Raw genomic sequence first — 23,408 nt, 5'->3', positions numbered from 1 at the left:
CATGATGGCCCTCATGAGCTCGTCGACGATGCCGAAGCGCCCCTCCGATCCGCTCGACATCATCGACGTCGACTCGATGCTCACCGACGAGGAGCGCGCGATCCGCGCCACCGTGCGCCAGGTGTGCGACGACCTCGTCGAGCCCCACGTCGTGCAGTGGTACGAGCAGGGCGACCTGCCCGTCGCGCGCGAGCTCGCGAAGGAGTTCGGCAAGGTCGGCCTGCTCGGGATGCACCTCGAGGGCTACGGCTGCGCCGGGATGTCCGCGGTCGACTACGGGCTGGCGTGCCTCGAGCTCGAGGCCAGCGACTCGGGCATCCGCTCGCTGGTGTCGGTGCAGGGCAGCCTCGCGATGTACGCCATCCACGCGTTCGGCAGCGAGGAGCAGAAGCAGGAGTGGCTGCCGAGGATGGCGGCCGGCGAGGCCATCGGCTGCTTCGGCCTGACCGAGCCCGACCACGGCTCCGATCCCGGCTCGATGCGCACCCGGGCCCGCCGCGACGGCGACGACTGGGTGCTCGACGGCTCCAAGATGTGGATCACCAACGGCTCGATCGCCGATGTGGCCGTCGTCTGGGCCAACGCCGGCGAGGAGAACGGCGGCATCCGCGGCTTCGTCGTCCCCACCGACACCCCCGGCTTCGAGGCCCACGAGCTGAAGAACAAGATGTCGCTGCGGGCCTCGGTCACGGCCGAGCTCAGCCTGGCCGGGGTGCGCCTGCCGGCCGGGGCCGTCCTGCCCGACGTCACGGGGCTCAAGGGCCCGCTGTCCTGCCTCTCGGAGGCGCGCTACGGCATCGTCTGGGGATGCCTGGGCGCGGCCCGCACCGCCCTCGACGCCGCCCGGCGCTACTCGATGGAGCGGACCCAGTTCGACCGGCCCATCGCCGGCTTCCAGCTGACCCAGGCCAAGCTCGCGCACATGTCGACCGAGCTCCAGCTGGGGCGGCTGCTGGCCCTGCACCTCGGCCGCCGCAAGGACACGGTCGGCCTGCGCCCCGAGCAGGTGTCGGTCGGCAAGTACAACAACGTCACCAAGGCCATCGAGATCTGCCGCACGGCCCGCACCATCCTCGGCGGCAACGGCATCAGCGGTGAGTACCCCGTGATGCGGCACGCCAACAACCTCGAGTCGGTGCTCACCTACGAGGGCACCGTCGAGATGCACACCCTGGTCATCGGCCAGACCCTCACGGGGGAGTCGGCCTTCCGCTGAGGCCGGCGGGCCCGCGGCAGTTCGTTTGGCGGGCGCCCGCCCGCGGAGGATGATGGAGGAGATCCTCCGTCCCTCCCACCGCCGGGCCCGTTCGGGTGCCCGGCGGTTTCTCGATGAGCGAGCCTCCCCGTGCTGTCGGCCTACCTGCCCCTGTTCCGCGTCCCCGGCGCCCTGGCGTTCATCGCCGGCACCATGTTCTCCCGGGTCGGGGGTGCGATGTTCGGTGTCGCCGTCGTCGTCATGGTCAGCAGCCGGCAGGGCTCCTACGGGCTCGCCGGCGCGGTCTCGGCCGTCGGGCTGGCCGTCCTGGCGGTGGCCGGGCCGGTGCTCGGCCGGCTCATCGACCGGCACGGGCAGCGGAAGGTGGCGCTGCCGTTCGTGGTCCTCTCGGCCACGACGGGGATGGGCGTGGCCCTCGTCTCCGGGTTCGGCGCGCCGGTGTGGACCCTCTTCGCGCTCTACGGGCTGAGCGCCGTCCTGCCCGAGCCCGGCCCGATGTCGCGAGCCCGCTGGGCGCACATCTTCCGCGACGACCCCGACAGCCTGCACACCGCGATGTCGTTCGAGCAGGTGGCCGACGAGGCCTCGTTCGTCGTCGGCCCGGTGCTGGCCGTGCTGGTCTCGACGCTGTGGTTCCCCGAGGCCGGCCTGATCCTGGCCGAGGTGCTCTTCACGGTCGGGGTCGTCAGCTTCCTCTCGGCGCGCGCCACCGAGCCCCCCGTGGTGTCGCACGCCGACCGCCCCGCGGGCCTGGCCATCCGCCGGCCGGGGCTCGCGGTCGTCGCCGGGGCCCTGGTGCTCACCGGGATGATCTTCGGCGCCAACGAGGTCATCGCCGTGGCCTTCGCCGACGCGCAGGGGGACAAGAGCCTCTCGAGCCTGGTGCTGGGGCTGTTCGCGGTCGGCTCGACGGTGGCCGGCATCGTGGTCGGCGCGCGGGCCGTCCGCTCCACCCTCACCCGGCGCCTGCTGCTGGCCGCCACCGCGATGGTCGTGCTCGAGATCCCCGCGCTGTTCGTGCAGAGCACCTGGCAGCTCGCGGCCGTGATGCTGGTGGCCGGCTCGGCGACGGCGCCGATGCTCATCACCAGCCTCTCGCTGGCGCAGCGCCTGGTGCCGGCGGGGTTGCTGACCGAGGGCCTGGCCGTGGCGGTCACCGGCATCCTCATCGGCATCTCGGCCGGCTCGGTCGTCGCCGGCTGGGCGGTCGAGACGTTCGGGCCCCAGCAGGCCTACCTGGTGCCGGTCGTCGCGGGCGCGCTGGCCGCCGCGATCGTGGCGGTGCGCTACCGGGGGCTGGGCCGGGCCGAGGCGGCCCGCCGCCTGCCCTCCGCCGCCTGACGGTCACCGGCCGCTGACGGCGAAGGACCCCGCCCTCCGGATGAGGGCGGGGTCCTTCGGGCGTGCTGCGGGACGGGCGCGCCGGTGGTCAGCCCGCCGGGCTGGGCTCGGTGACGCCCGGGCCGGTGCGCCCGACGTCGGTCCGCCCCGAGGTGCCGGCAGCGGCCTCGGTGCGGTGGGCGCCGGCCGGCTCGGGCCGGGCCTCGGGCGACGCCCCGCCGGCCTGCTCGCCCTCGGGCCTGGCGCCGCCGGAGCGGGCGTTGTAGTTCGAGCCCTTGCGCAGCTCGACCTGGGGGAGGAAGACCAGGACGAACACGGCCAGCACCATCACGATCGAGCCGACGAGGAACACGGTGTCCATCGCCTCCGAGAAGCCCATGAGGAAGGGCTTGGCGAGGGCGGGGTCGAGCCCGTTGAGGAACGAGCTGTCCTGGAGGACGCCGCTGGCGGCGGCGGCCGAACCCCCGGCCTGGCTCTGCTGCAGCTGCTGGGCGAAGGCCGCGTTGGCCGGGTCGCGCAGGGCGGTCTGGAACTCGGTGGTGGGTGCCACGGTCTTGAAGGCCGAGGTGATGCGGTCGGGAACGAGGGAGAACAGCACCGTCAGGAACACGGCGGTGCCGATGGTGCCGCCGATCTGCCGGGTGAAGGTGGCCGTCGAGGTGGCGACGCCGATCTGCTGCGGCGGCACGGCGTTCTGCACCGCCAGGGTCAGCGGCTGGAAGTTGAAGCCCAGCCCCAGGCCGAAGAACACCATGATGACCATCGTCTGCCACAGCGGGGTGTCGAAGGCGGTGTAGTGGAGCGCGAACAGCGAACCGGTGAGCAGCACGGCGCCGCTGACCGGGAAGAGCCGGTACTGGCCGGTGCGCGAGATGATCTGGCCCGACGTGATGGAGCCGGTCATGATCCCGAGCGTCAGCGGCAGGAGCAGCAGCCCGGCCTCGGTGGGCGAGGCCCCCTTGACGATCTGGAGGTAGAGGGGCAGTGCGGCCAGGCCGCCGAACATCCCCATGCCGATGATGATCGAGGCGGCCGAGGACACCCCGACGGTGCGGTTGCGGAAGATCTTCAGCGGCAGGATCGCCTCGTCGCCCATCCGGCTCTCCTGGAGGACGAACAGCACGGCGGCGATGGCGCCGACGACGTAGGCGGCGATCGAGCGACCCGAGCCCCAGCCCCACTCGCGGCCCTGCTCGGCGACGAGCAGCAGCGGCACGAGCGAGACCGAGAGCAGCGCGGCCCCCAGCCAGTCGATGCGGTGGTCGAGGCGCTGGTGGCGCAGGTGCAGGGTCTTGGTGACCAGCGCGAGGGCGACGATGCCGATCGGCACGTTCACCAGGAAGACCCAGCGCCAGCCGGTGACCCCGAGGATCGAGTCGGTGCCGGCGAAGAACCCGCCGATGACCGGGCCGAGCACCGAGGAGGTGCCGAAGACCGCCAGGAAGTAGCCCTGGTACTTGGCGCGCTCGCGGGCCGGGACGATGTCGCCGATGATGGCCAGCGCGAGCGAGAAGAGACCGCCGGCGCCCAGGCCCTGGAAGGCGCGGAAGAACGCCAGGCCGGTCATCGACGTCGAGAGGGTGCACAGCACCGAGCCCACGACGAAGATCGAGATGGCCGCGACGAACAGCTTCTTGCGGCCGTAGATGTCGCCGAGCTTGCCGTAGAGCGGCGTGACGATGGTCGAGGTGATGAGGTAGGCCGTTGTCGCCCAAGCCTGGTGGTCGAGGCCCTTGAGGTCGTCGGCGATGGTGCGGATGGCGGTGGCGACGATCGTCTGGTCGAGGGCCGCGAGGAACATCCCGGCCATCAGGGCGATGAGGATGGTGACGATCTGGCGGTGCGTGAGGGCGCCCTCGGGGCCGTCGGGCACGACGGCGGTGGCGCCGCCGGAGTGGCGGGCGCCGGTCGCGGCGCCATCGGCCGAGTGCCGGCCGGACGGTGGCGCGTCGGCGTGGAGGGAGGGCCCGCCGGGAGCGGCGTGGCGAGGGTTCTGGGTCATCGGTCGGTCCTGCCGGTCGTGGTGGTGAAGGAGGCTTCCAGGTCGCCGCGCAGGCGGGCGAGCCAGGTGGTGAGGGAGCGGACGTCGTCGTCGCTCCAGTCGGCGAGCAGGCCCTGGAGCCAGCGCTCGCGGTTCTCGCGCAGGGCGAGGAGGAGGTCCTCGCCCTCGGTGGTGACGGCCAGGACCTGGGCCCGGCCGTCGTCGGGGTCGGCCTCGCGCGAGACGAAGCCGTGGTCGACCAGGGTGCTGACCTGGCGGCTCACCGTCGAGACGTCGGCGTGCACCGCCTCGGCCAGCTCGGAGACGCGGCTGGGGCCGCGGCTGATGGTGAACAGGAGGGGGTAGGCCATCGGGTCGACCAGCGGGTGCTGGCGGGGTGCGCGCTGGCGGGCGACGTGCATGAGCTTGACGACGCGGACGAGCTCGTCGCCGAGCGCCGACGTGGGCGTGGTGATGCTGTCGGGCATGGGGCCTCCTCTCCTAAACTTGCGTGCAGCATACAACTAAACCGGCGGAGGCCGACGCCGCTGTCGAAGGTTGGGGTGACCCGTCCTCAGGCGCTGCGGGCGCCGAGGTGGTGCAGCAGGTTCTGCGCGAAGCGCTGGCCCATCACGGTCACCACGCCCTTCATGGCCGCGCTGACCGCGGGCCGCGTGAGCCCCGGGAAGGGGAGGTCGACCGTGATCGCCATCGACGTCTCGAGGCGGGTGCCCTCGCCGCGGGGCGTCAGGGCGTACCAGCCCTCGACCCCGGCGGACTCCTCCTTGGTGGCGGCCGCGGGGTCGTGCACGAACTCCATCCGATGGGGCTCGTCGAAGGTCATCCGCTCGGTGAAGGTGAACGAGAAGCTCGCGCCGAGGACCGGCACCTTGGTCATCTCCCACACCCAGTGCTCGCCGCAGGGGGTGACCTTCGAGAGGAACGGCGTCATCCGGGCGACCTGGTCGGGGTCGGTGATGGCGGCCCACACCGCCTCCGGGGAGGCGGTCACGGTGGCGGCCGAGCGGGTGGAGGTCGAGAAGCTGGTCATCGCGGCCGCGTCACGGGGTGATGACCAGGGCGGCCAGGACGCGGTGCGCGACGCCCTCGTCGCCGGTGGCGGTGACGGGCAGGTCGTCGGGGGACCGGCGGCCCCCGGCCAGGCGCATCGCCACCCGGGTCGACATCGCCAGCGACGTGGTGACGACGTCGGCGTGCTCGTCGGCGTCGCCGGTGAACAGCGGGATGCCCACGGCCGCGCCGTCGTGGTCCTCGACCCGGGCGCCGGTACGGCCGACGGTGGGGCCGGTGAGGTCGAGGACCACGGCGTTCCCGGGCTCGATCGCGGCGGTGCGCGCGACGATGCGCGGGAACACCGCGAACAGGCGCGCCACGCTCTGCGCGGCGGCGGGGGTGTCGAGGCCGCCGGGACGCTCGAGGGCCTCGCGCAGGTCCTGCTCGTGCATCCAGACGTCGAAGGTACGCAGGGCGACGAGGTCGACGAGGGGGGTCGGGCCGAAGGGGCCCTCGACCACCTCCTCGCCCGTCACGTCGTCGGCGCGGTAGGCATGGAGGCGCTCGTCGAGGCGCCACTCGAGCTCTTCGAGGAGGTCCGGCAGGGGGCGCCCGCGGCGCGCCTCGACGAGCCGCTCCATCCGGGCCCCGAAGTCGTGGCGGACGTGGGCGAGATGGCTCACGTCGACGTCGGGCACGGGGTCGCCCGCGATGGCCGACTCGGCGCCGGCCACGTGCGCCACCTGGTCGAACACGGTCCAGCCGGGGCAGTCGGTGGCGAGGCCGGCGTGCTCGGGCCGCATGGTGCGGCCGAGGTCGACGACGGAGCGGACGGTCTGGGCCCAGGCGTCGACGGTCTCGCCGAAGCCCGTCGGCGCCGGGGGATGCAGCGACATGTCGCCACAGTACCTACGCTGGTGGGCATGGCCGTCCGCGAGAGCACCCCGCCGGCCGCCGTGGAGTCGCCGGAGGCGCCCGCCGCGCCGGTCTCGCTGCGAGCGCTCCCCGTGGCGCTCGGGGCCGCGCTGGTCGCGCTGGTGCCGGCCGCCGTCGTCACCGGTGCGGTGGCTCCACTGGCGCTGGCCGACCCCGGGCCGTTCGTGCGCTGGGGCGTTCCGGTCGTCGACGCCGTCTCGACGCTGACCTCCGTCACCGTGGTCGGGCTGCTGCTGCTGGGGGCCTTCGTGGTGCCCGAGCGCACCCGTACGGACCGCCGAGGCACCGCGGCCCGGCTGGCCGGCGGCGTGGCCGCCGTCTGGTTCGTGGCGGCCGTGCTCGAGGTGGTGCTGACCTTCGCCGACCTCGCGGGCACGCCGGTCACCGGCGCGGGGCTGCTCGACCAGCTGGTGTCGTTCGCCTGGGAGCTCGAGACCACGCGGGTGCTGCTCATCTCGGCCGGCCTGGCGCTGGTGGTGAGCGTGGGGTCGTCGCTGACCTCGCGGCGGGCACCGATGGCGTGGCTGGCGGCCCTGGCGCTGTTCGCCGTGGTCGTGCAGTCGCTCACCGGGCACGCGGCCGGCTCCGCCAGCCACGAGGACGCGGTCAACGGCCTGGCGGTGCACCTGCTGGGCGTCGTCGTCTGGGTGGGGGGGCTCATCGCGCTGGTGGTGCTCCGGCCGCGGCTCGGGCGCGACCTGGGTGCGTCGGTGGCGCGGTTCTCGGTGCTGGCCACCTGGGCCTTCGCCGCAGTGGCCCTCTCGGGGGTGCTGCAGGCGTGGATCCGGCTCGGCTCGGTCGCCGGCCTCGCGACCGGCTACGGCGCGGTGGTCATCGGCAAGTCGGTGGCGCTGGTGCTGCTCGGGATGTTCGGGTGGCAGCAGCGCAGGGTCCTGGCCGGGCGGCTGGCCGACGACCCGGGCGACGGGCGCGCCTTCACCCGCCTGGCCCTCGGCGAGATCGCCCTGATGGGCGTGGCGACCGGGCTCGCGGCGGTGTTGGCGCGCAGCGTGCCGCCGGTGCCCGACGCCGCCCCCGACCCGAGCCGCGTCCTCGAGCTCACCGGCTACCCCGACCCCGGTCCGGTGCTCTCGTCCGACTGGCTGCTGTCGTGGCGCCTCGACTGGCTCTTCCTCGCCGTGGCGGTCCTGGCGGTGGGGCTGTACGTGGCGGGGGTGCGGCGCCTGCGCGGCCGCGGCGATGCGTGGCCGTTGCTGCGCGTGGTGATGTGGGTGCTCGGCTGGGCCCTGTTCGTGTGGGCGACCTGCGGGGCGCCCGGGATCTGGGGGCGGGTGCTGTTCAGCGCCCACATGGTGATGCACATGGTCGTGGCGATGGTGGTGCCGCTGCTGCTGGTGCCGGCCGCGCCGCTGACCCTGGCCCTGCGGGCGCTGCCGTCGCGGCCCGACCGCACGTGGGGGCCGCGGGAGGTCATCCTGCAGGTGGTGCACTCCCGGCTGATGGGGGTGCTGTCGAACCCGGTCGTGGCGGCGGCCCTGTTCTTCTTCAGTCTGGCGGCGTTCTACTACACGGGGCTGTTCGAGATCGCCCTGACCACCCACACCGGGCACCTGTTGATGATGGCCCACTTCCTGCTCACCGGGTACCTGTTCGTGTGGGTGATGATCGGGATCGACCCCGGCCCGCGGCGCTGGTCGCCGCTGATGCTGCTGGTCATCCTGTTCGCGACGGTGTCGTTCCACGCGTTCTTCGGGGTGGCGCTGACGGGGTCCTCGAGCCTGCTCGCGCCCGACTTCTTCCAGGCGCTGGGGCTGCCGTGGTCCGCCGACGCCCTGGCGGACCAGCGCACCGCGGGCGAGATCGCCTGGGGCGTCGGCGAGGGGCCCACGCTCGTGCTGGCGGTGGTCGTGGCGGTGCAGTGGTTCCGCAGCGAGACCCGCGACGCCGTCCGGCAGGACCGTCAGGCCCACCGCGACGGCGACGCCGAGCTCATCGCCTACAACGAGCGCCTGGCCCGCCTGCGCGACGAGGCCGAGCGCCTCGGCTGACCCGCGTCCGTCGGATGCGGGAGGATGGCCGCATGCGCATCGCCCTGGTCCAGCTCGCCTACGGTGACGACGAGCCGTTCGCGGCCCGGGTCGACCGGGTCGCCGCACTGGTCGCCGGACAGGCCGGCTACGACCTCGTCGTGCTGCCCGAGCTCTGGGCCCCCACCGGCTTCGGCTACCGCCGCTGGGACGGCGACGCGCAGCCCCTCGACGGCGCCTGGGCCCGGGCCATGGCCGACGCCGCCCGCGCCGCCGGCGCCACCCTGCACGCCGGCTCCTTCGTCGAACGTCTCCCGGAGCCCGGCCCCGACGGCCACACCCTCGCCAACACCTCGCTGGTGTTCGCGGCCGACGGCGCCCTCCTCGCCACCTACCGCAAGATCCACCGCTTCGGCTTCGGCGCCGGCGAGCCCCGCCTGATGGAGGCCGGCGAGGACGTCGTCGTGCTCGACCTCCCCGCGGGCGACGACACCACCGTCCGCACCGGCCTCTCGACCTGCTACGACCTGCGCTTCCCCGAGCTGTACCGGCGCCAGCAGGAGGCCGGGGCCGAGCTCCTGCTGGTCCCCGCCGCCTGGCCCGCCGCCCGGGTCGGCCACTGGACGCTCCTGGGCCGCGCCCGCGCCGTCGAGAACCAGGCCGTGCTCGTGCAGGTCAACACCGGCGGCACCCACGCCCGCACCCCGATGGGCGGCCGCAGCCAGGTCGTCACCGCCGCGGGCGAGGTGGTCGCCGAGGCCGCGCATGCCGACGAGGCCGTGCTCTCGGTCGACGTCGACCTCGCCGCCACCACCGCCTACCGCGAGGCCTTCCCCGTCCTGGCCGACCGCCGCCTCTGACGCCGGGCGCCGGAAGCCGGCGTGCGAGAGTACGGGGATGGACGATGTCGTCAAGGAGCTCGCCGACGCCCTCCCCGCAGGGGTCGTCGTCACCGACCCCGCCGCGCTCGAGAAGTACCGCCACGACTGGACGCACGACTCGAGCGTCGGGACCCCCCGCGCCGCCGTCCGCGCCGAGTCGGCCGAGCACGTCCAGGAGACCCTGCGCTGGGCCACCCGCCACGGCATCGGCGTCGTGCCCCGCGGTGCCGGCACGTCGCTCTCGGGCGGCTCGATGGCCGTCGACGGCTGCGTCACCCTGAGCCTCGAGCGGATGCGGGCGGTCGAGATCGACACGGCCGCCAAGGTCGCCGTCGTCGAGCCGGGTGCCCTGAACGTCGAGGTCAAGAAGGCGGCCGCCGCGGAGGACCTCTGGTACCCCCCGGACCCCAGCTCGTTCGAGATCTGCTCGATCGGCGGCAACATCGCCACGAACGCCGGCGGCCTGTGCTGCGTCAAGTACGGCGTGACCACCGACTACGTGCTCGGGATGGATGTCGTGCTGGCCGACGGCACCCTCGTCACCCTGGGCGGCAAGCGGGTCAAGGACGTCGCGGGGCTGTCGCTGCTGAAGCTCTTCGTCGGCTCCGAGGGGACGCTCGGCATCGTCACCAAGGCCGTCCTGCGCCTCGTCCCCGCCCAGCAGCCGGCGTCCACCGTCATCGCGATCTTCCCCACCGTGGCCGACGCCGCAGCCGCCGTCATCGAGATCGGGCGCACCGTGCGCGCCAGCATGGTCGAGCTGATGGACCGCGCCTCGATCAACGCCGTCGAGGACTTCCGCCCCATGGGGCTCGACCGTGACGCCGGCGCACTGCTCCTCGTCCAGTCCGACGCGCCCGGTGCCTCCCGCGAGGAGGAGGTCGCCGCCATCGTGGCCGCCTGCGAGCTCTGCGGCGCCAAGGACGTCGAGGCCACCGACGACCCGGCCGAGGGCGAGATGTTCGTCCAGGCCCGCCGCGTGCACTTCACGGCGCTCGAGCCGCGGGGGGCGGTGCTGCCCGAGGACGTCGGGGTGCCGGTGCCCCAGCTCCCGGCCCTGCTGGCCGAGATCGAGGCCATCGCCCAGCGCCACCAGGTCGAGATCCCGGTCGTCGCCCACGCCGGCGACGGCAACACCCACCCCGCGATCGTGTACGACGCGGGCGACCCCGAGTCCGAGCGTCGCGCCCGGCTGGCGTTCGACGACGTCATGCACGCCGCCATCGCCCTCGGCGGCACCATCACCGGCGAGCACGGCGTGGGGCGGCTCAAGGCGGGCTGCCTCGAGGACCAGATCGGCCCGGCCGCGATGGCCCTGAACCGCCGGGTCAAGGCCGCGCTCGACCCCGACGGCATCCTCAACCCCGGCTCGTTCGTCTGAGGCTGGACGTCGCCCCCCGGTGGCGTCACACTGAGGACCCCGCACCGCCGGGGCCGACGAGAGGGGAACCCGTGCCGACACCGTTCGCCATGGTCATGCTCGGGCTGCTGGTGCTCGCCGCCGTCGCGGGTGTCGTCGTCTGGGCCCGCCAGTACATCGGGCGCCGCCACGACCGGGTCGGGCCGCCGGCCTCGTCCGACACCCCGTACTCCGCCGAGACGGCCGCCGCGCAGCACACGCGGATGACCGACCGCGGCGGCTGGGTCTAGCCTCCGCCGCCGGTCGCGACCCGCCGGTACGGAAGACTGCACCAACCTTCAACAGACGGCGTCGTCGCAGGTAGTGTGCGTTGTCGGCCATCCGACCCCGGCCACCCCAGGAGACTGACATGTACATCGGACTCGGCATCTTCCTGCTCGTCGTCGGCGCGATCCTCTTCTTCGCCGTCGGCACCACGGCCGTCGCGGGCATCAACCTCAGCCTCGTCGGCATCATCCTGATGGTCGCCGGCCTGCTCGCGATCATCCTGTCGTTCGCCATGCGCGGGCGCGCCACCCGTGGCTACACCGCCACCCGCCAGTCCACCGTCGACCCCGCCACCGGCACCCGGGTCGACCGCACCGACGTCGACCCGCTCTGACCTGCGGCGACACCGCACCACGTCCGACGGCCCGTCCCCGACAGGGGGCGGGCCGTCGCCGTGTCCGGGTCCCCGTCCGGATGCTTGACCCCCGCCGACCCGCTGCCTAGGGTCCGGGCATGAGTGACCCACGGTCGAGCACCGTCGACGACGTCGTCCGGCGCAGCGCACAGCGGTTCGGCGACAAGGTCGCCCTCCGGTTCGCCGACCGACAGTGGAGCTACCGCGAGCTCGACGCCGGCGTCACCCGGGCGGCCGCGTCCCTGCTCGCGCTGGGCCTGGCCCACGGCGACCGGGTGGCCACGGTGGGCCTGAACTCCGACGCCTACCTGCTGGCCTTCCTCGGCTGCGCCCGGGCCGGCCTGGTCCACGTGCCCGTCAACTTCGCGCTCACCGGCGGCGAGCTCGAGTACCTGCTGGCCGACTCGGGCGCCCGGGTGGCGCTCGTCGACGAGCCGCTGCGCGCCGGGGTCGAGCAGGTCCGCGCGCGCACGGCGCTCGAGCAGGTGCTGGTGCTGCACGGCACCGACGACGCCCTCCTGCCCGGCTGGGCGGCCGGTGCGGTCCCGGCGCTCGACGTCGAGGTCGGCGAGCTCGACCTCGTGCAGCTGCTCTACACCTCGGGCACGACCTCGGCCCCCAAGGGCGCGACGATGACGCACCGCGCGCTGGTGCACGAGTACGTGTCGTGCATCGCCGGGCTCGAGATCGCCGAGGACGACGACCCGCTGCACTGCATGCCGCTCTACCACTCGGCCCAGATGCACGTGTTCCTGCTGCCGTCACTGGCCCTGGGCTGCACCAACACCCTTCTGCCCAAGCCCGACGTCGCCGAGATCCTGCGCCGGGTGGCGGCCGACCGGCACCGCTCGCTGTTCCTGGCCCCCACGGTGTGGGTCCCGCTGTCGAACCACGAGGCGCTGGCCACCGCCGACCTGACGAGCCTGCGCAAGGCGTACTACGGCGCCTCGATCATGCCGGGGCCGGTGCGCGACCGCCTGGCCGCGCGGCTCCCCGAGATCGGCTTCTACAACTGCTTCGGGCAGAGCGAGATCGGCCCGCTGGCCACCGTGCTGCTGCCCGCCGAGCACGAGGAGCGCCCTGAGGCCTGCGGGCGCACCGTGCTGTTCGTCGAGACCCGGGTCGTCGACGAGGAGGGCTCCGAGGTCCCCGCGGGTGAGCGCGGCGAGCTGCTCTACCGCTCGCCGCAGCTGTGCACCGGCTACTGGAACAAGCCCGACGAGACCGAGGCTGCCTTCCGCGACGGCTGGTTCCACTCCGGCGACATGGTGGTGCGCGACGAGGCGGGCTACATCACGGTCGTCGACCGCATCAAGGACGTCATCAACACCGGCGGCGTGCTGGTCGCCTCCCGCGAGGTCGAGGACGCCGTCTACACCCACCCGGCCGTCGCCGAGGTCGCCGTCGTGGCCACCCCGGACGAGCGGTGGATCGAGGCGGTCACGGCCGTCGTGGTCCGCCGCCCCGGCGAGGACGTCGACGAGGCGGCGATCATCGCCCACGCGCGCACCCGCCTGGCGTCCTACAAGGTCCCCAAGAAGGTGGTGTTCGTCGACGAGCTGCCGCGCAACCAGAGCGGCAAGCTCCTCAAGCGGGTGCTGCGCGACCGCCTCGACGCCTGAGCCGCTCCGGCCGCGGCCCGGTCAGAACGCGGACTCGGGCACGTCCATGAGGTCGTTGTCGCTGGCCTCCGCCATGGCCCGCTCGGCGGCGAGGCGCGGCAGCACCTGCCGGGCGTAGAACTGCGCCGCGGCGACCTTGCCCTCGTAGAAGTCCTTGTCCCTGCCCTCGGCGCCCGCCGCGAGTGCATCGAGCGCCACCGCCGCCTGGCGCAGCAGCAGCCAGCCGACCACCAGGTCGCCGGCGCCGAGCAGCAGCCGGGAGGTGTTCTGCCCGACCTTGTAGAGGTTCGAGGCGTCGCCGCCCTGGCGCGGGTCGGCCTTCATCAGCTCGCCGACCATGTAGCCGAGGATGCCCTGCACGTCGTCGACGCCCTGCCCGAGCAGCTCGCGCTCGCGGTCGATGCGCCCGCCGTGCTGCCCGAGGTCCTTGGCGAACTCCTGCATCTGGGTCGAGAGGTGGGTCAGCGCCTGGCCCTTGTCGCGCACGATCTTGCGGAAGAAGAAGTCCATGCCCTGGATGGCCGTGGTGCCCTCGTAGAGGGTGTCGATCTTGGCGTCGCGCACGTACTGCTCGACCGGGTAGTCCTGGAGGAAGCCGGAGCCGCCGAAGGTCTGCAGCGACTCGGTGCCCAGCAGCACCCACGCCCGCTCGGAGCCCAGCCCCTTGACGATCGGCAGCAGCAGGTCGTTGACCCGGTTGGCGATGTCGGCGGCCGAGCCGGGCTCGGGCACGGCGTCGCCGGTGGTGAGCCGGTGCTGGTCGACGACGTCCTGCTGGCTCGCGGTGTAGAGCACCAGCGCGCGCAGCCCCTCGGCGTAGGCCTTCTGGAGCATCAGCGAACGGCGCACGTCGGGGTGGTGGGTGATGGTGACGCGCGGCGCCGCCTTGTCGCTCATCTGGGTGAGGTCGGCGCCCTGCACACGCTGCTTGGCGTACTCGAGCGCGTTGAGGTACCCGGTCGACAGGGTGGCGATCGCCTTGGTGCCCACCATCATCCGCGCGTTCTCGATGACGTGGAACATCTGCGCGATGCCGTCGTGGACCTCGCCGAGCAGGGTGCCGGTGGCCGGCACGTCACCGCCGAAGGTGAGCTCGCAGGTGGGGGAGACCTTCAGGCCCATCTTCTTCTCGACGTTCGTGACGTAGACGCCGTTGCGCTCGCCCAGCTCACCCGTCTCGAGGTCGACGGCGTACTTGGGCAGGATGAAGAGCGAGAGGCCCTTGGTGCCGGGGCCGGCCCCCTCGGGACGCGCGAGGACGAAGTGCACGACGTTGTCGACCAGGTCGGACTCGGCGCTGGTGATGAAGCGCTTGACGCCGCTGAGGGTCCAGGTGCCGTCGGCGTTCTGCACCGCCTTGGTGCGGCCGGCGCCGACGTCGGAGCCGGCGTCGGGCTCGGTGAGCACCATCGTGCAGTGCCAGCCCTTCTCGACGATCCAACGGGCCAGCCGCTGCTGTTCGGGGGTGCCGAGCTCGTGCAGGAGCTTGGCGAAGGAGTAGGAGGCAGCGAACATCGCCAGCGCGGGGTTGGCGCCGAGCAGCATCTCGTTGACGGCCCAGCGCAGGCTCGGGGGCGCGACGGTGCCGTCGAGCTCGGCGGGCAGGTCGATGGCCCAGAAGCCACTGTCGCGGTACGCGGCGAAGGACTTCGCGAACGAGGCGGGCATCGTCACGGCCTGGGTCTGCGGGTCGTAGACCGGCGGGTGGCGGTCGGCGTCGGCGAAGGACTCGGCGATCTCGTGCTCGGCCAGGCGCGAGACCTCCTTGAGCATCTCGCGGGCGGTGTCGGCGTCGAGGTCCTCGTACGGGCCGGAGCCCAGGACGTCCCCGCGCCCGAGCACCTCGAAGAGGGTGAACTCGATGTCGCGCAGGTTGCTCTTGTAGTGACCCACGGGTCGTCCTCTCGTCGCATGAGTGAGCGCTTGCTCAGCAGTATGCTACCGACCGGTAACACGACGCAAGAGGTGGCTCGGCCGCGGTGGCACGCGCGGCGCCGCCCGTCGCGGGGGCCGCGAGCGGCATACTCGCGCCATGAGCATCGTCCCGGCGGCGCTGGTCGTACAGCGTGGGGTCTCGACGCGCCCGCCCTCCCGCGGCGTGTCCGGCCCCGTCGAGCAGGGGGTGGTGGCATGAGCGGCTCCGACGTCGTCGCCCGGGCGCGCGAGCTGATCGAGCAGGGCCGGGCCTGGCAGGCGCGCGACCTGCTGGCCGAGCACCTCGAGACCGTGCGCGACGCGCCGGCCCTGACGCTGCTGGGCCACGTCCACCACGGGATGGGGGACCTGCCGCGGGCCGGCGCGGCGTGGTTCACCACCGGGGTCCGGGGCCCCGAGGCCGACGAGGCCGTGGCCGCCTGGCGCGAGCAGTCGGCCGACGACTTCGCCGTGATGTGGCGTTCCATCCCGGCGCCGTTCCGCGACGAGCCGCGCCCGCCCCGCATCGAGGCGCTGCGCGCCCGGGCCCTCACCAGCGACCCCGACCTGGACAAGCCGGCCTCGCCGCTGCTGCCCGACGGGGCCGGGCCGGATGCCGTCGTGGGTCAGGCGCCTCCGGACGACGAGGAGCCGTCGGGGCTCGACGGCGCCCAGGTGATCGGCTGGATCGTGGCCGCGGTCTTCGTCGTCTGCGCGGTCATCGGAGCCGTGACCGTCCTCAACTGGGTCGTCCCGCACGCCTGACGTGCCGTGCGCGACCGGCGCCCCTCGCCGGCCGCCATGACGTCAGTAGCAGCCCACCACCGTGGCGCCCAGCACGTCGACCGCCTGCTTCACGGCCAGCGTCGACGGCACGCCGTTGACCAGGAACGCGAACACCTTGCGGCGTCCGTCGGCGCCGGTGGTGAACCCGGCCAGGCCCACGACGTCGTTCAGGCTGCCGGTCTTGGCCCAGAGGCGGCCGGCGGCGCAGCTGCTGGCCGCCGTGCTGAAGCGGCCGTAGCTGGCCGACAGGGTGCCGGTGCGCCCCGCGGTGGGCATGCCCTGCGACGAGCGCAGGGGCCAGAGCTCCGGGCGGGTGGTGTCCTGGGCGCGGTCGAGGATGCGGACCAGCTCGAGCGGGCTGACCCGGTCCGAGCGTGAGAGGCCGGAGCCGTCGTAGTCGGCGGTGACGGCGAGGCCCTGCTTCGCCAGGGCGTCCGACTGCGCGACGCGGGCCCCCGACCACGTGGCGCCGTCGCCGAGCGCGTTGCCGACCATCTTGTGCAGGCCCTCGGCGACCTCGTTGTCGCTGATCAGGAGCATGTGGTTGAGCGTGACGGCGAGCGTGGCGCCCTGGGAGGCACCGTAGACGGTGGCGTCCGCCGGTGCGGCGGTGCGGCCCGAGTAGGTGGCCGGCACGCCGTACGCCGCCATCCGGGAGGCGAGGTACTTGCCCGCGTCGGCGCTGCTGTCGGGGACGTTGCTCTGGTCGCGCACGAGGGCGCGCACCGGGGCGACGTCGGTCGGGACGTAGCTGGAGAGCCAGCCGGTGGCCAGCGACGGGGTCGGGAAGGCGGAGTCGTCGACGTAGACGCGAGCGGTGGCCTGGTACGCGCCGAGGAGGCGGGCGGCGGCCGCCTTGGCCAGCCGGTCGAGCTGCACGCTGGAGAGCGCGGGGTCGCCGGAGCCGACGAGCACGACGGCGTCCGCGGTGGCGCCCGCGACGACCGACGTCACGAACTTGTGGTCGGGGCCGAAGGTGGAGAGGGCGTTGGTGGAGGTCACGAGCTTGTTCGTGGACGCCGGCATGTACCCGACGGAGCCGTTCTGCGACCAGATCACGTGGTTGCTCTGCACATCCATGACGGCCCCGGCGAGCCGGCCCTGGAAGACCGTGGCCTTCGAGCGGCTGGCGAGGAGCGACGCCATCCGCGCGTCGCCGGTCGAGGGCGGCTCGACCCAGACCCGGGCCTTCGCGGGCGCGCCGGGGTTCGGCAGGGCGGTGGCCGAGGTGGCGCCGACCGTGAGGAGGGCGGCGCCGGCGGTGAGGCAGGCGAGGAGCCGGCGGCGGCGGGAGGACGGAGTCGTACGCATCATGAGCCTCGTGGAGATCGACCGGTGGGGCCGCGGGCCCCTGCCGCCGACGGTTGCCAGGAGGGTAACCCGTGGGACGGGTGGGATCCGGCCGTTCGGGGCATGTGTCGAGTCGTGGATGCCAGGGGGGCCTCAGCCGCGTGTGAGGGCCCCGTCGAAGGAGGTCGTCGCGGGGGACTGGTGACCGAGCCGGGTTGGTGTGCGTGAGCCTGCTGCAGCGGGCTCACCCTCCTCGAGCGGGCTTGCGCGCGCCCTCCGGGTTCGTCCGTCGCCGCTGCTGGCCCGCATCCGGGTCGATGACGGGACCGCTGTCCGGAGCCGATGACGGGACCCGTCGCGTCGAGCGCTTCGCGCGAAGGGCGACGGGACCCGTCGCGTCGAGCGCTTCGCGCGAAGGGCGTCTCCCGATTCCCGGCCTCCCCACCAGTGACACGAGAGGGACCCAGGACGAAACGCGTGTCCTGGGTCCCTCTCGTGTCAGAGCCGATGACGGGACCCGTCGCGTCGAGCGCTTCGCGCGATGGGCGTCTCCCGATTCCCGCCGTGCTTGCGTGTCTGAACGAGGAATCCCCCGACGAAAAGCGTGTCGGGGGATTCCTCGTTCAGAGCCGATGACGGGAATCGAACCCGCGTGTCCAGCTTGGGAAGCTGGCGCTCTACCATTGAGCTACATCGGCGCGCCAGGTCGAGATCGTCCAAGCGACCTCCCCGGCGCCGACACTCTAGCCCAACCGCCCGGCCCGTCTCGACGCGCCCAGTGGGCGGCGCCCGCCGCCACGGGTAGCCTGACGCCCGTGCTCCTCTCCGACCGCGACATCCGCGCAGAGGTCGAGGCCGGGCGGGTCAGCCTCGACCCGTGGGACCCCGACATGATCCAGCCGAGCAGTGTCGACGTCCGCCTCGACAAGTACTTCCGGCTGTTCGACAACCACAAGTACCCGGTCATCGACCCCGCCCAGGACCAGGCCGACCTCACCCGCCTCGTCGAGGTCGACCCGGCCGAGGGCTTCGTCCTGCACCCCGGCGAGTTCGTGCTCGGCTCCACCCTCGAGACGGTGAGCCTCCCCGACGACCTCGCGGCCCGTGTCGAGGGCAAGTCGAGCCTCGGCCGCCTCGGGCTGCTGACCCACGCCACCGCCGGCTTCGTCGACCCCGGGTTCATCGGCCACGTCACCCTCGAGCTGAGCAACGTCGCGACCCTGCCCATCATGTTGTGGCCCGGGATGAAGATCGGCCAGCTGGCGTTCTTCAGGCTCAGCTCACCCGCGGAGAACCCCTACGGCTCGGCCGCGTACGGCTCGCACTACCAGGGCCAGCGCGGCCCCACCGCCAGCCGGAGCTTCCAGAACTTCCACCGCGCCGACGTCTGACTCCTCCACCCCGTCATCACGAGGCCCGCGGCACCCATCCGTCGTCGCGCCCGCGACGAACCCCCTCGACACGCCGACGAAACCGTCCATCCCCGGCCCGTCGACCCGCGCCCGGTACGTATCGGGGTGCGGGCCGCCGTCCAGCAGGGGACAGGGCGGACCGCAACAGCTGACGAGGGAGTGCCATGACGCCACGGCACAGCACCGCCCGGCACGCGCCGGGCATCCACGAGACCACGCGCCCGGAGGGTCCCGACGACCAGCCTCCGACGGCGGCTGCCCTCGCGGCGGCCCTGCTCTCCACCGACGGCGGCGGCGGCGCCGAGCTGCGCGGCCACGTGCCGGCGCACCCCGACGGCGTGGTCCTCGTGCTCCACGGCGGCGCCAGCCGCAGCCGTGTCCCCGTCACCTGGTGGCGCCTGCCGGTGGTGCGGATGCTGCCCTTCGCCACCGCCGTCGAGCACACCGGCGGCGACCGGCTGGCCGTGCTGCGTCTGAAGTACCGCGTCCGCGGCTGGAACGGCAGCCGCCAGGACCCGGTGCAGGACGCCCGCTGGGCCCTCGACCGCATCCGCCGGGTGCTGCCGGGCGTACCGGTCGCGCTCGTCGGTCACTCGATGGGTGGCCGCGTGGCGCTCCAGCTGGCGGCCGAGGCCGACGTCGCCGCCGTGGCCGCGCTCGCCCCGTGGGTCGAGGGCGACACCCGCCGGCCCAAGGGCGACCCGCCGGTCCTGCTCATGCACGGCACCCGCGACCGCATCACCGACCCGCGGCGCACCGCCATCCTGGCCGAGCGCTGGGCCGCCACCGGTGCCGACGTCCGCCACGTCCCCGTCCCCGACGAGAAGCACGCGATGCTGCGCCACGCCGCGCTCTGGCACCGCACGGTCGCCGAGTTCGTCAGCGACGCGCTCCTGCACCCAGCCCGACCCAGCTGACGGCCCCACCGGCCACCAGCAGCGCGGCGCACCACACCATCGCGGCGCGGAAGCCGGCGGTCATCGCCACCGGGTCGAGGTAGTCCTCGCCCACCAGCCCCACCACGGCGGGCAGGGCCGCGACGGCGAGCAGAGAACCGGCGCGGGCCACCGCGTTGTTGACCCCGCTCGCCACCCCCGAGTGGCCCTCGGGCGCAGCCGCCAGCACGGCGGCCGTCAGCGGCGACACCAGGGTGGCCAGCCCCAGCGCGAACACCACCATCCCGGGGAGCACGTCGAGCCAGCCCGGGTCACGCCCGATGCGCAGGAGCAGCAGCACCCCGGCCGCGCAGACCAGCGGCCCGACCGTCATCGGCAGCCGCGGCCCGGTGCGCGCCGCCAGGCTCGCGGCGCGCGACGACAGCAGCATCATGGCCACCGTGACCGGCAGCGCCGTGGTGCCGGCCCACAGCGCGCTCCACCCGGCGGCCTGCAGCTGGAGGACGACGAAGACGGTGACCGCGCCCAGTGCGCCGTAGACCAGCAGCGTCATCGCGTTGGCCGCCGAGAACACCCGCGACGAGAACATCGTGAGCGGCACCAGTGGATGGGCGCTGCGCCGCTCGACCAGGACGAACCCCGCGGCGGCGACCACCGGGAGGGCGAGGCCACCGACCAGCACCCCGATCCCCGCGGTGGTGGCCACCGTGAGGACGGCGGTCAGCGACCCCAGCGCCAGCGCGCCCAGGAGGGTGCCGGCGACGTCGAACGGCCGCCCCGCCTGGCCGGGGTCGCGGCTCTCGGGGACGGTGCGGGCGGTCAGCGCCAGCACCACCAGGCACAGCGGGATGTTGATGCCGAACACCCAGCGCCAGCTCGCGTGGTCGACCAGCCAGCCGCCGACCAGCGGGCCGAGGGCGGCGGCCACCCCGGAGAACCCGGCCCAGGTGCCGATGGCCGCGGCCCGGTCGGCGGGGCGGAACGAGGACTGGATGAGTGAGAGCGCGCCCGGGGTCAGCAGCGCGGCGCCGACCCCCTGCAGCACCCGTAGCGCGATGAGCTGGCCCGGGGTCTGGGCCGCGGCGCACAGCGCCGAGGCGGCGGCGAACCACACCACGCCGGTGAGGTACATCCGGCGCCGGCCCCGGCGGTCGCCCAGCGCGCCGCCGACCAGGACCAGCGAGGCCAGCGCCAGCAGGTAGCCGTTGACGACCCACTGCAGCTGCGCGAGCGAGGCGCCGAGGTCGGCCCCGAGGGTGCGCAGCGCGACGTTGACGACGCTGCCGTCGAGGATGGCGACACCGCTACCGAGGGTCAGCCCGGCGAGGACGGCGCGCCCGCGGTGGGACCCGCGCTCCAGGAGCTCGGCGGCGGGGGCGGTCCCCGCGGGGGACGCGGCGACCGGAGGGTCGGTGCCGGAGGGCACGGCCGCGGGCTCCATCGACGCGCCCCCGGCTCAGGCCGGCTCGGGGGCGGTGCGGCCGGGTGACCGGCGGCCGCGCAGCTCCGGCGCCAGCACGACGAGCCCCAGCAGCGGCAGGGCCGCCAGCACGGCCAGGCTCCCGGGCACGCCCAACAGGTCGCCCAGCCCGGCCACCGCGGCCGACCCCACACTGCCGCCGACGAGGAAGAGCAGCGTGGCCACCCCGAGGGCCACTCCACGCACGTCGGGGTGCACGGCATCGCTGACGGCCGCGCTCAGCGTCGGCTGGCCCAGCCCGAAGGCGAGGGTCACCGTGACCAGCGCGCCGACCAGCAGCGGCACCGAGACCAGCGCGGCCCCGGCGGTGGCGAGCGCCAGCGACACCGCGGCGAGCACCCCGGCGACGCCCAGGGTGCGCGCGGCGCCGAGGCGCTCGAGCAGCCCGCCGCTGATCCGCGGGATGAGCGGCGAGAGCAGGATGCTCGGCACCAGCAGCAGGCCGACCTGCCACGACGCCCAGCCCTCGCGCAGCAGCACGAGCGGCACGGCGATGAGCTGGCCGAACCACGCGGCGGGCACGGCCGCGGCGGCCACCGCCCCACGCACCACCGTGGGGTTGCGGATGACCGAGCGGGGCAGGAAGCCGTGGGGGCGGCGGCGCACCCAGGCGGCGACGGCGGGGGCGCCCAGGACCAGCAGCAGCCCGCCGGTGACGGCGATGACCAGCCCGGTGGTCGGCGACTGCACCAGCAGCACCAACCCGGCCGCCGTCGCCGCCACGAGCCCGGCGCCGAGGACGTCGAGCCGGTCGCCGGTGCCCTCGCGGGTCAGGGACGGCCAGAGCGCCGGCAGCAGGAGGAGGCCCAGGATCGGCAGCGCCATCACGGCCCGCCATCCGAGCCACTGGTCGACCAGGCCGCCGACCAGCGGCCCGGCGCAGACGATGGCCGTGGCGGTGGCCGCGAGCCGGCCCAGCGCGTAGCCGCGCTCGGCGCCGGAGTAGCGCTGGTTGAGGATCGTGACGCCCAGGGTCGGCACGGCAGCCGCGCCCGCCCCCTGCGCCATCCGGGCCACCAGCTCGACCCCGAAGGTCGGCGCCAGGGCGGAGACGAGCGACCCCGAGCCCATCAGGACCAGGCCGACCAGCAGGGGGGTGCGCACGCCGACGAGGTCGGCCACCCGCCCGTAGACGGCGGTGGTGACGGCGAGCATCAGCACGTAGAGGCTGATCGCCCAGGCCGCGACCCCCACGCCCACCCCCAGGTCGGAGGCCAGGTCGCGCAGCACGATCGAGGCCGACGACGACCCCATCCCGGCCAGCCCGAACAGCGCGCCGAGGTGGAACGGGACGCGTCGGGCCTGGGGGGTCACGCCGAGGTGAACCCACGGGCCCCCGTCGCGCATTCCTGCGACCGGGCCCGGGACGGCTCGGCGGCCCGGGTCTCGATCCGGTCTCGGTTGCCGTCGAACCCCCTCGCCGAGCCTCACCACCTGCGCGGATTCCGGTTAGGGTCGAGCGATGATCCGCTTCGACGGCGTGACCAAGCAGTTCCCCGACGGCACGATCGCGGTGGACGACCTCTCCCTCACCGCCCCCACGGGCAGGATCACCGTCCTCGTCGGGCCCTCGGGCTGCGGCAAGACGACGAGCCTGCGGATGGTCAACCGGATGATCGAGCCGACCCGTGGCTCCATCTTCCTCGACGGCCAGGACACCGGCCGGATGGACCAGGCCGAGCTGCGCCGCGGCATCGGCTACGTCATCCAGCACGCCGGCCTCTTCCCGCACCGCACGGTCATCGACAACATCGGCACCGTGCCCCGGCTGCTGGGCTGGGACAAGAAGAGGATCCGCGACCGCTCCCACGAGCTGCTCGAGCGCGTGGGCCTCGCGCCCGAGCTGGGCGAGCGCTACCCCGCGCAGCTCTCGGGCGGCCAGCAGCAGCGCGTGGGGGTGGCCCGTGCGCTGGCCGCCGACCCGCCGGTGATGCTGATGGACGAGCCGTTCTCGGCCGTCGACCCCATCGTGCGCGACCAGCTGCAGGACGAGTTCCTGCGCCTGCAGGATGAGCTGGGCAAGACCATCGTCTTCGTGACCCACGACATCGACGAGGCGATCAAGCTCGGCGACCAGGTGGCCGTGCTGCGCGTCGGCGGCACCCTCGCCCAGATCGCCGAGCCCGCCTACCTGCTGGCCCACCCCGCCGACGACTTCGTGGCCGACTTCGTGGGCCGCGACCGGGGCTACCGGGCCCTGCAGTTCCAGGACACCCCACGGCTGCCGCTGCGCTCCGAGCGCAGCATCGTGCTCGGTGAGATCCCGGATGCCCCCGCCGGCGCCGGGTGGCTGCTGGTGGTCGACGACGAGCGGCATCCCCTCGGCTGGGTCGAGCCGGCGCGTATCGGGCGCCGGGCGGTGACGGATGCCGACCTGCACCGCGGCGGCACGGTCGCCCGCGCCGGCGGCTCGCTGCGCGGCGCGCTGGATGCGGCGCTGTCCTCGCCGTCGCGCCGCGGGGTGATCGTCGACGACAGCGGCGAGCTCGTGGGCACCGTGCGGGCGCACGAGGTCCTCAACGCCATCGAGGAGACCGACCGGCCCGAGCGTGACGAGGCCGACCCCGTCCACGGCGGGGCCGTGGGCGTGGCGGGCGACGGGTCCTGAC

General features: G+C 73.9%; 20 protein-coding genes and 1 tRNA gene. 12 read left to right on the top strand and 9 right to left on the bottom strand.

Annotation, left to right across the window (positions count from 1 at the left end; all coding sequences use genetic code 11):
• Window positions 1-13: 13 nt before the first annotated feature.
• Together ATL31_RS08490 and ATL31_RS08485 are read left to right on the top strand one after the other, a co-directional pair.
• A complete protein-coding gene (locus ATL31_RS08490) occupies window positions 14-1,216 on the top strand; it encodes an acyl-CoA dehydrogenase family protein (RefSeq protein WP_101395384.1) in 1,203 nt (400 codons plus the stop codon).
• Window positions 1,217-1,345: 129 nt separating this feature from the next.
• Complete coding sequence (locus ATL31_RS08485) at window positions 1,346-2,557, top strand: MFS transporter (protein ID WP_101395383.1); 1,212 nt, start codon at window positions 1,346-1,348, stop codon at window positions 2,555-2,557.
• Between the two features lie 88 nt (window positions 2,558-2,645).
• On the opposite strand, the gene ATL31_RS08480 is transcribed toward ATL31_RS08485, so the two are convergent.
• The 4 genes from ATL31_RS08480 to ATL31_RS08465 all read right to left on the bottom strand — a co-directional run bounded on the left by ATL31_RS08480 (window position 2,646) and on the right by ATL31_RS08465 (window position 6,448).
• Window positions 2,646-4,559, bottom strand: coding sequence for an MDR family MFS transporter (locus tag ATL31_RS08480; protein WP_101395382.1), 1,914 nt, complete (start codon window positions 4,557-4,559; stop codon window positions 2,646-2,648).
• Window positions 4,556-5,026 carry a MarR family winged helix-turn-helix transcriptional regulator gene (locus ATL31_RS08475; RefSeq protein ID WP_101395381.1) on the bottom strand — a complete coding sequence of 157 codons (471 nt, stop codon included), beginning with the start codon at window positions 5,024-5,026 and terminating at the stop codon, window positions 4,556-4,558. Before ATL31_RS08475 ends, ATL31_RS08480 begins: the two co-directional genes overlap by 4 nt.
• 86 nt (window positions 5,027-5,112) lie before the next feature.
• Window positions 5,113-5,589, bottom strand: a complete 477-nt coding sequence (locus ATL31_RS08470) for an SRPBCC family protein (protein WP_101395380.1) — start codon at window positions 5,587-5,589, stop codon at window positions 5,113-5,115.
• 10 nt (window positions 5,590-5,599) lie between these two features.
• Entirely contained in the window at window positions 5,600-6,448 is an 849-nt protein-coding gene (locus tag ATL31_RS08465; RefSeq protein WP_101395379.1) for a maleylpyruvate isomerase family mycothiol-dependent enzyme, read from the bottom strand.
• Between the two features lie 27 nt (window positions 6,449-6,475).
• Between ATL31_RS08465 and ATL31_RS08460 the strand changes: the two genes are divergently transcribed.
• The 6 genes from ATL31_RS08460 to ATL31_RS08435 all read left to right on the top strand — a co-directional run bounded on the left by ATL31_RS08460 (window position 6,476) and on the right by ATL31_RS08435 (window position 13,021).
• Window positions 6,476-8,497 (top strand): bifunctional copper resistance protein CopD/cytochrome c oxidase assembly protein, encoded by a 2,022-nt coding sequence (locus tag ATL31_RS08460; protein ID WP_101395378.1) that lies wholly within the window; start codon window positions 6,476-6,478, stop codon window positions 8,495-8,497.
• Between the two features lie 32 nt (window positions 8,498-8,529).
• Window positions 8,530-9,336 carry a nitrilase-related carbon-nitrogen hydrolase gene (locus ATL31_RS08455; protein WP_101395377.1) on the top strand — a complete coding sequence of 269 codons (807 nt, stop codon included), beginning with the start codon at window positions 8,530-8,532 and terminating at the stop codon, window positions 9,334-9,336.
• A gap of 37 nt (window positions 9,337-9,373) precedes the next feature.
• Window positions 9,374-10,738, top strand: coding sequence for an FAD-binding oxidoreductase (locus tag ATL31_RS08450; RefSeq protein ID WP_101395376.1), 1,365 nt, complete (start codon window positions 9,374-9,376; stop codon window positions 10,736-10,738).
• Window positions 10,739-10,809: 71 nt separating this feature from the next.
• A complete protein-coding gene (locus ATL31_RS08445; protein WP_143598359.1) occupies window positions 10,810-11,007 on the top strand; it encodes a hypothetical protein in 198 nt (65 codons plus the stop codon).
• A gap of 119 nt (window positions 11,008-11,126) precedes the next feature.
• On the top strand, window positions 11,127-11,378 hold the full coding sequence (locus ATL31_RS08440; protein WP_101395374.1) for a DUF6458 family protein: 252 nt from the start codon (window positions 11,127-11,129) through the stop codon (window positions 11,376-11,378).
• 119 nt (window positions 11,379-11,497) lie between these two features.
• Window positions 11,498-13,021 (top strand): fatty acyl-CoA synthetase, encoded by a 1,524-nt coding sequence (locus ATL31_RS08435; RefSeq protein ID WP_101395373.1) that lies wholly within the window; start codon window positions 11,498-11,500, stop codon window positions 13,019-13,021.
• 21 nt (window positions 13,022-13,042) lie between these two features.
• On the opposite strand, the gene ATL31_RS08430 is transcribed toward ATL31_RS08435, so the two are convergent.
• On the bottom strand, window positions 13,043-14,914 hold the full coding sequence (locus ATL31_RS08430; RefSeq protein ID WP_101395372.1) for an acyl-CoA dehydrogenase: 1,872 nt from the start codon (window positions 14,912-14,914) through the stop codon (window positions 13,043-13,045).
• Window positions 14,915-15,151: 237 nt separating this feature from the next.
• On the opposite strand from ATL31_RS08430, the gene ATL31_RS08425 reads away from it, so the two are divergent.
• Window positions 15,152-15,700 (top strand): hypothetical protein, encoded by a 549-nt coding sequence (locus ATL31_RS08425; RefSeq protein ID WP_101395371.1) that lies wholly within the window; start codon window positions 15,152-15,154, stop codon window positions 15,698-15,700.
• 42 nt (window positions 15,701-15,742) lie between these two features.
• Here the strand turns inward: ATL31_RS08425 and ATL31_RS08420 are convergent, their stop codons facing one another.
• Window positions 15,743-17,032 (bottom strand): D-alanyl-D-alanine carboxypeptidase, encoded by a 1,290-nt coding sequence (locus ATL31_RS08420; RefSeq protein ID WP_158239816.1) that lies wholly within the window; start codon window positions 17,030-17,032, stop codon window positions 15,743-15,745.
• A 606-nt stretch (window positions 17,033-17,638) separates the two neighbouring features.
• A tRNA-Gly gene (locus ATL31_RS08415) sits at window positions 17,639-17,709 on the bottom strand.
• A gap of 117 nt (window positions 17,710-17,826) precedes the next feature.
• Between ATL31_RS08415 and dcd the strand changes: the two genes are divergently transcribed.
• Together dcd and ATL31_RS08405 are read left to right on the top strand one after the other, a co-directional pair.
• A complete protein-coding gene (gene dcd, locus ATL31_RS08410; RefSeq protein WP_101395369.1) occupies window positions 17,827-18,402 on the top strand; it encodes a dCTP deaminase in 576 nt (191 codons plus the stop codon).
• 185 nt (window positions 18,403-18,587) lie between these two features.
• The gene (locus tag ATL31_RS08405) at window positions 18,588-19,340 is read left to right on the top strand and encodes an alpha/beta hydrolase (protein WP_101395368.1); all 753 of its coding nucleotides are present in this window, start codon (window positions 18,588-18,590) and stop codon (window positions 19,338-19,340) included.
• On the opposite strand, the gene ATL31_RS08400 is transcribed toward ATL31_RS08405, so the two are convergent.
• On the bottom strand, window positions 19,303-20,760 hold the full coding sequence (locus tag ATL31_RS08400; protein WP_101395367.1) for an MFS transporter: 1,458 nt from the start codon (window positions 20,758-20,760) through the stop codon (window positions 19,303-19,305). The two genes, ATL31_RS08405 and ATL31_RS08400, sit on opposite strands and share 38 nt — an antisense overlap.
• A gap of 15 nt (window positions 20,761-20,775) precedes the next feature.
• Window positions 20,776-22,113, bottom strand: a complete 1,338-nt coding sequence (locus ATL31_RS08395) for an MFS transporter (protein ID WP_158239815.1) — start codon at window positions 22,111-22,113, stop codon at window positions 20,776-20,778.
• A gap of 148 nt (window positions 22,114-22,261) precedes the next feature.
• Here ATL31_RS08395 and ATL31_RS08390 point away from each other — a divergent pair, with 148 nt between their 5' ends.
• A complete protein-coding gene (locus tag ATL31_RS08390) occupies window positions 22,262-23,407 on the top strand; it encodes an ABC transporter ATP-binding protein (protein ID WP_101395365.1) in 1,146 nt (381 codons plus the stop codon).
• Window position 23,408 lies beyond the last annotated feature (1 nt).

Origin of the sequence: Phycicoccus duodecadis, from assembly GCF_002846495.1 — a bacterium.
Classification (GTDB): Bacteria; Actinomycetota; Actinomycetes; order Actinomycetales; family Dermatophilaceae; genus Phycicoccus; species Phycicoccus duodecadis.
Note: the sequence above shows the minus strand (reverse complement) of the source record. Positions and strands in the feature narration are given on the sequence as shown.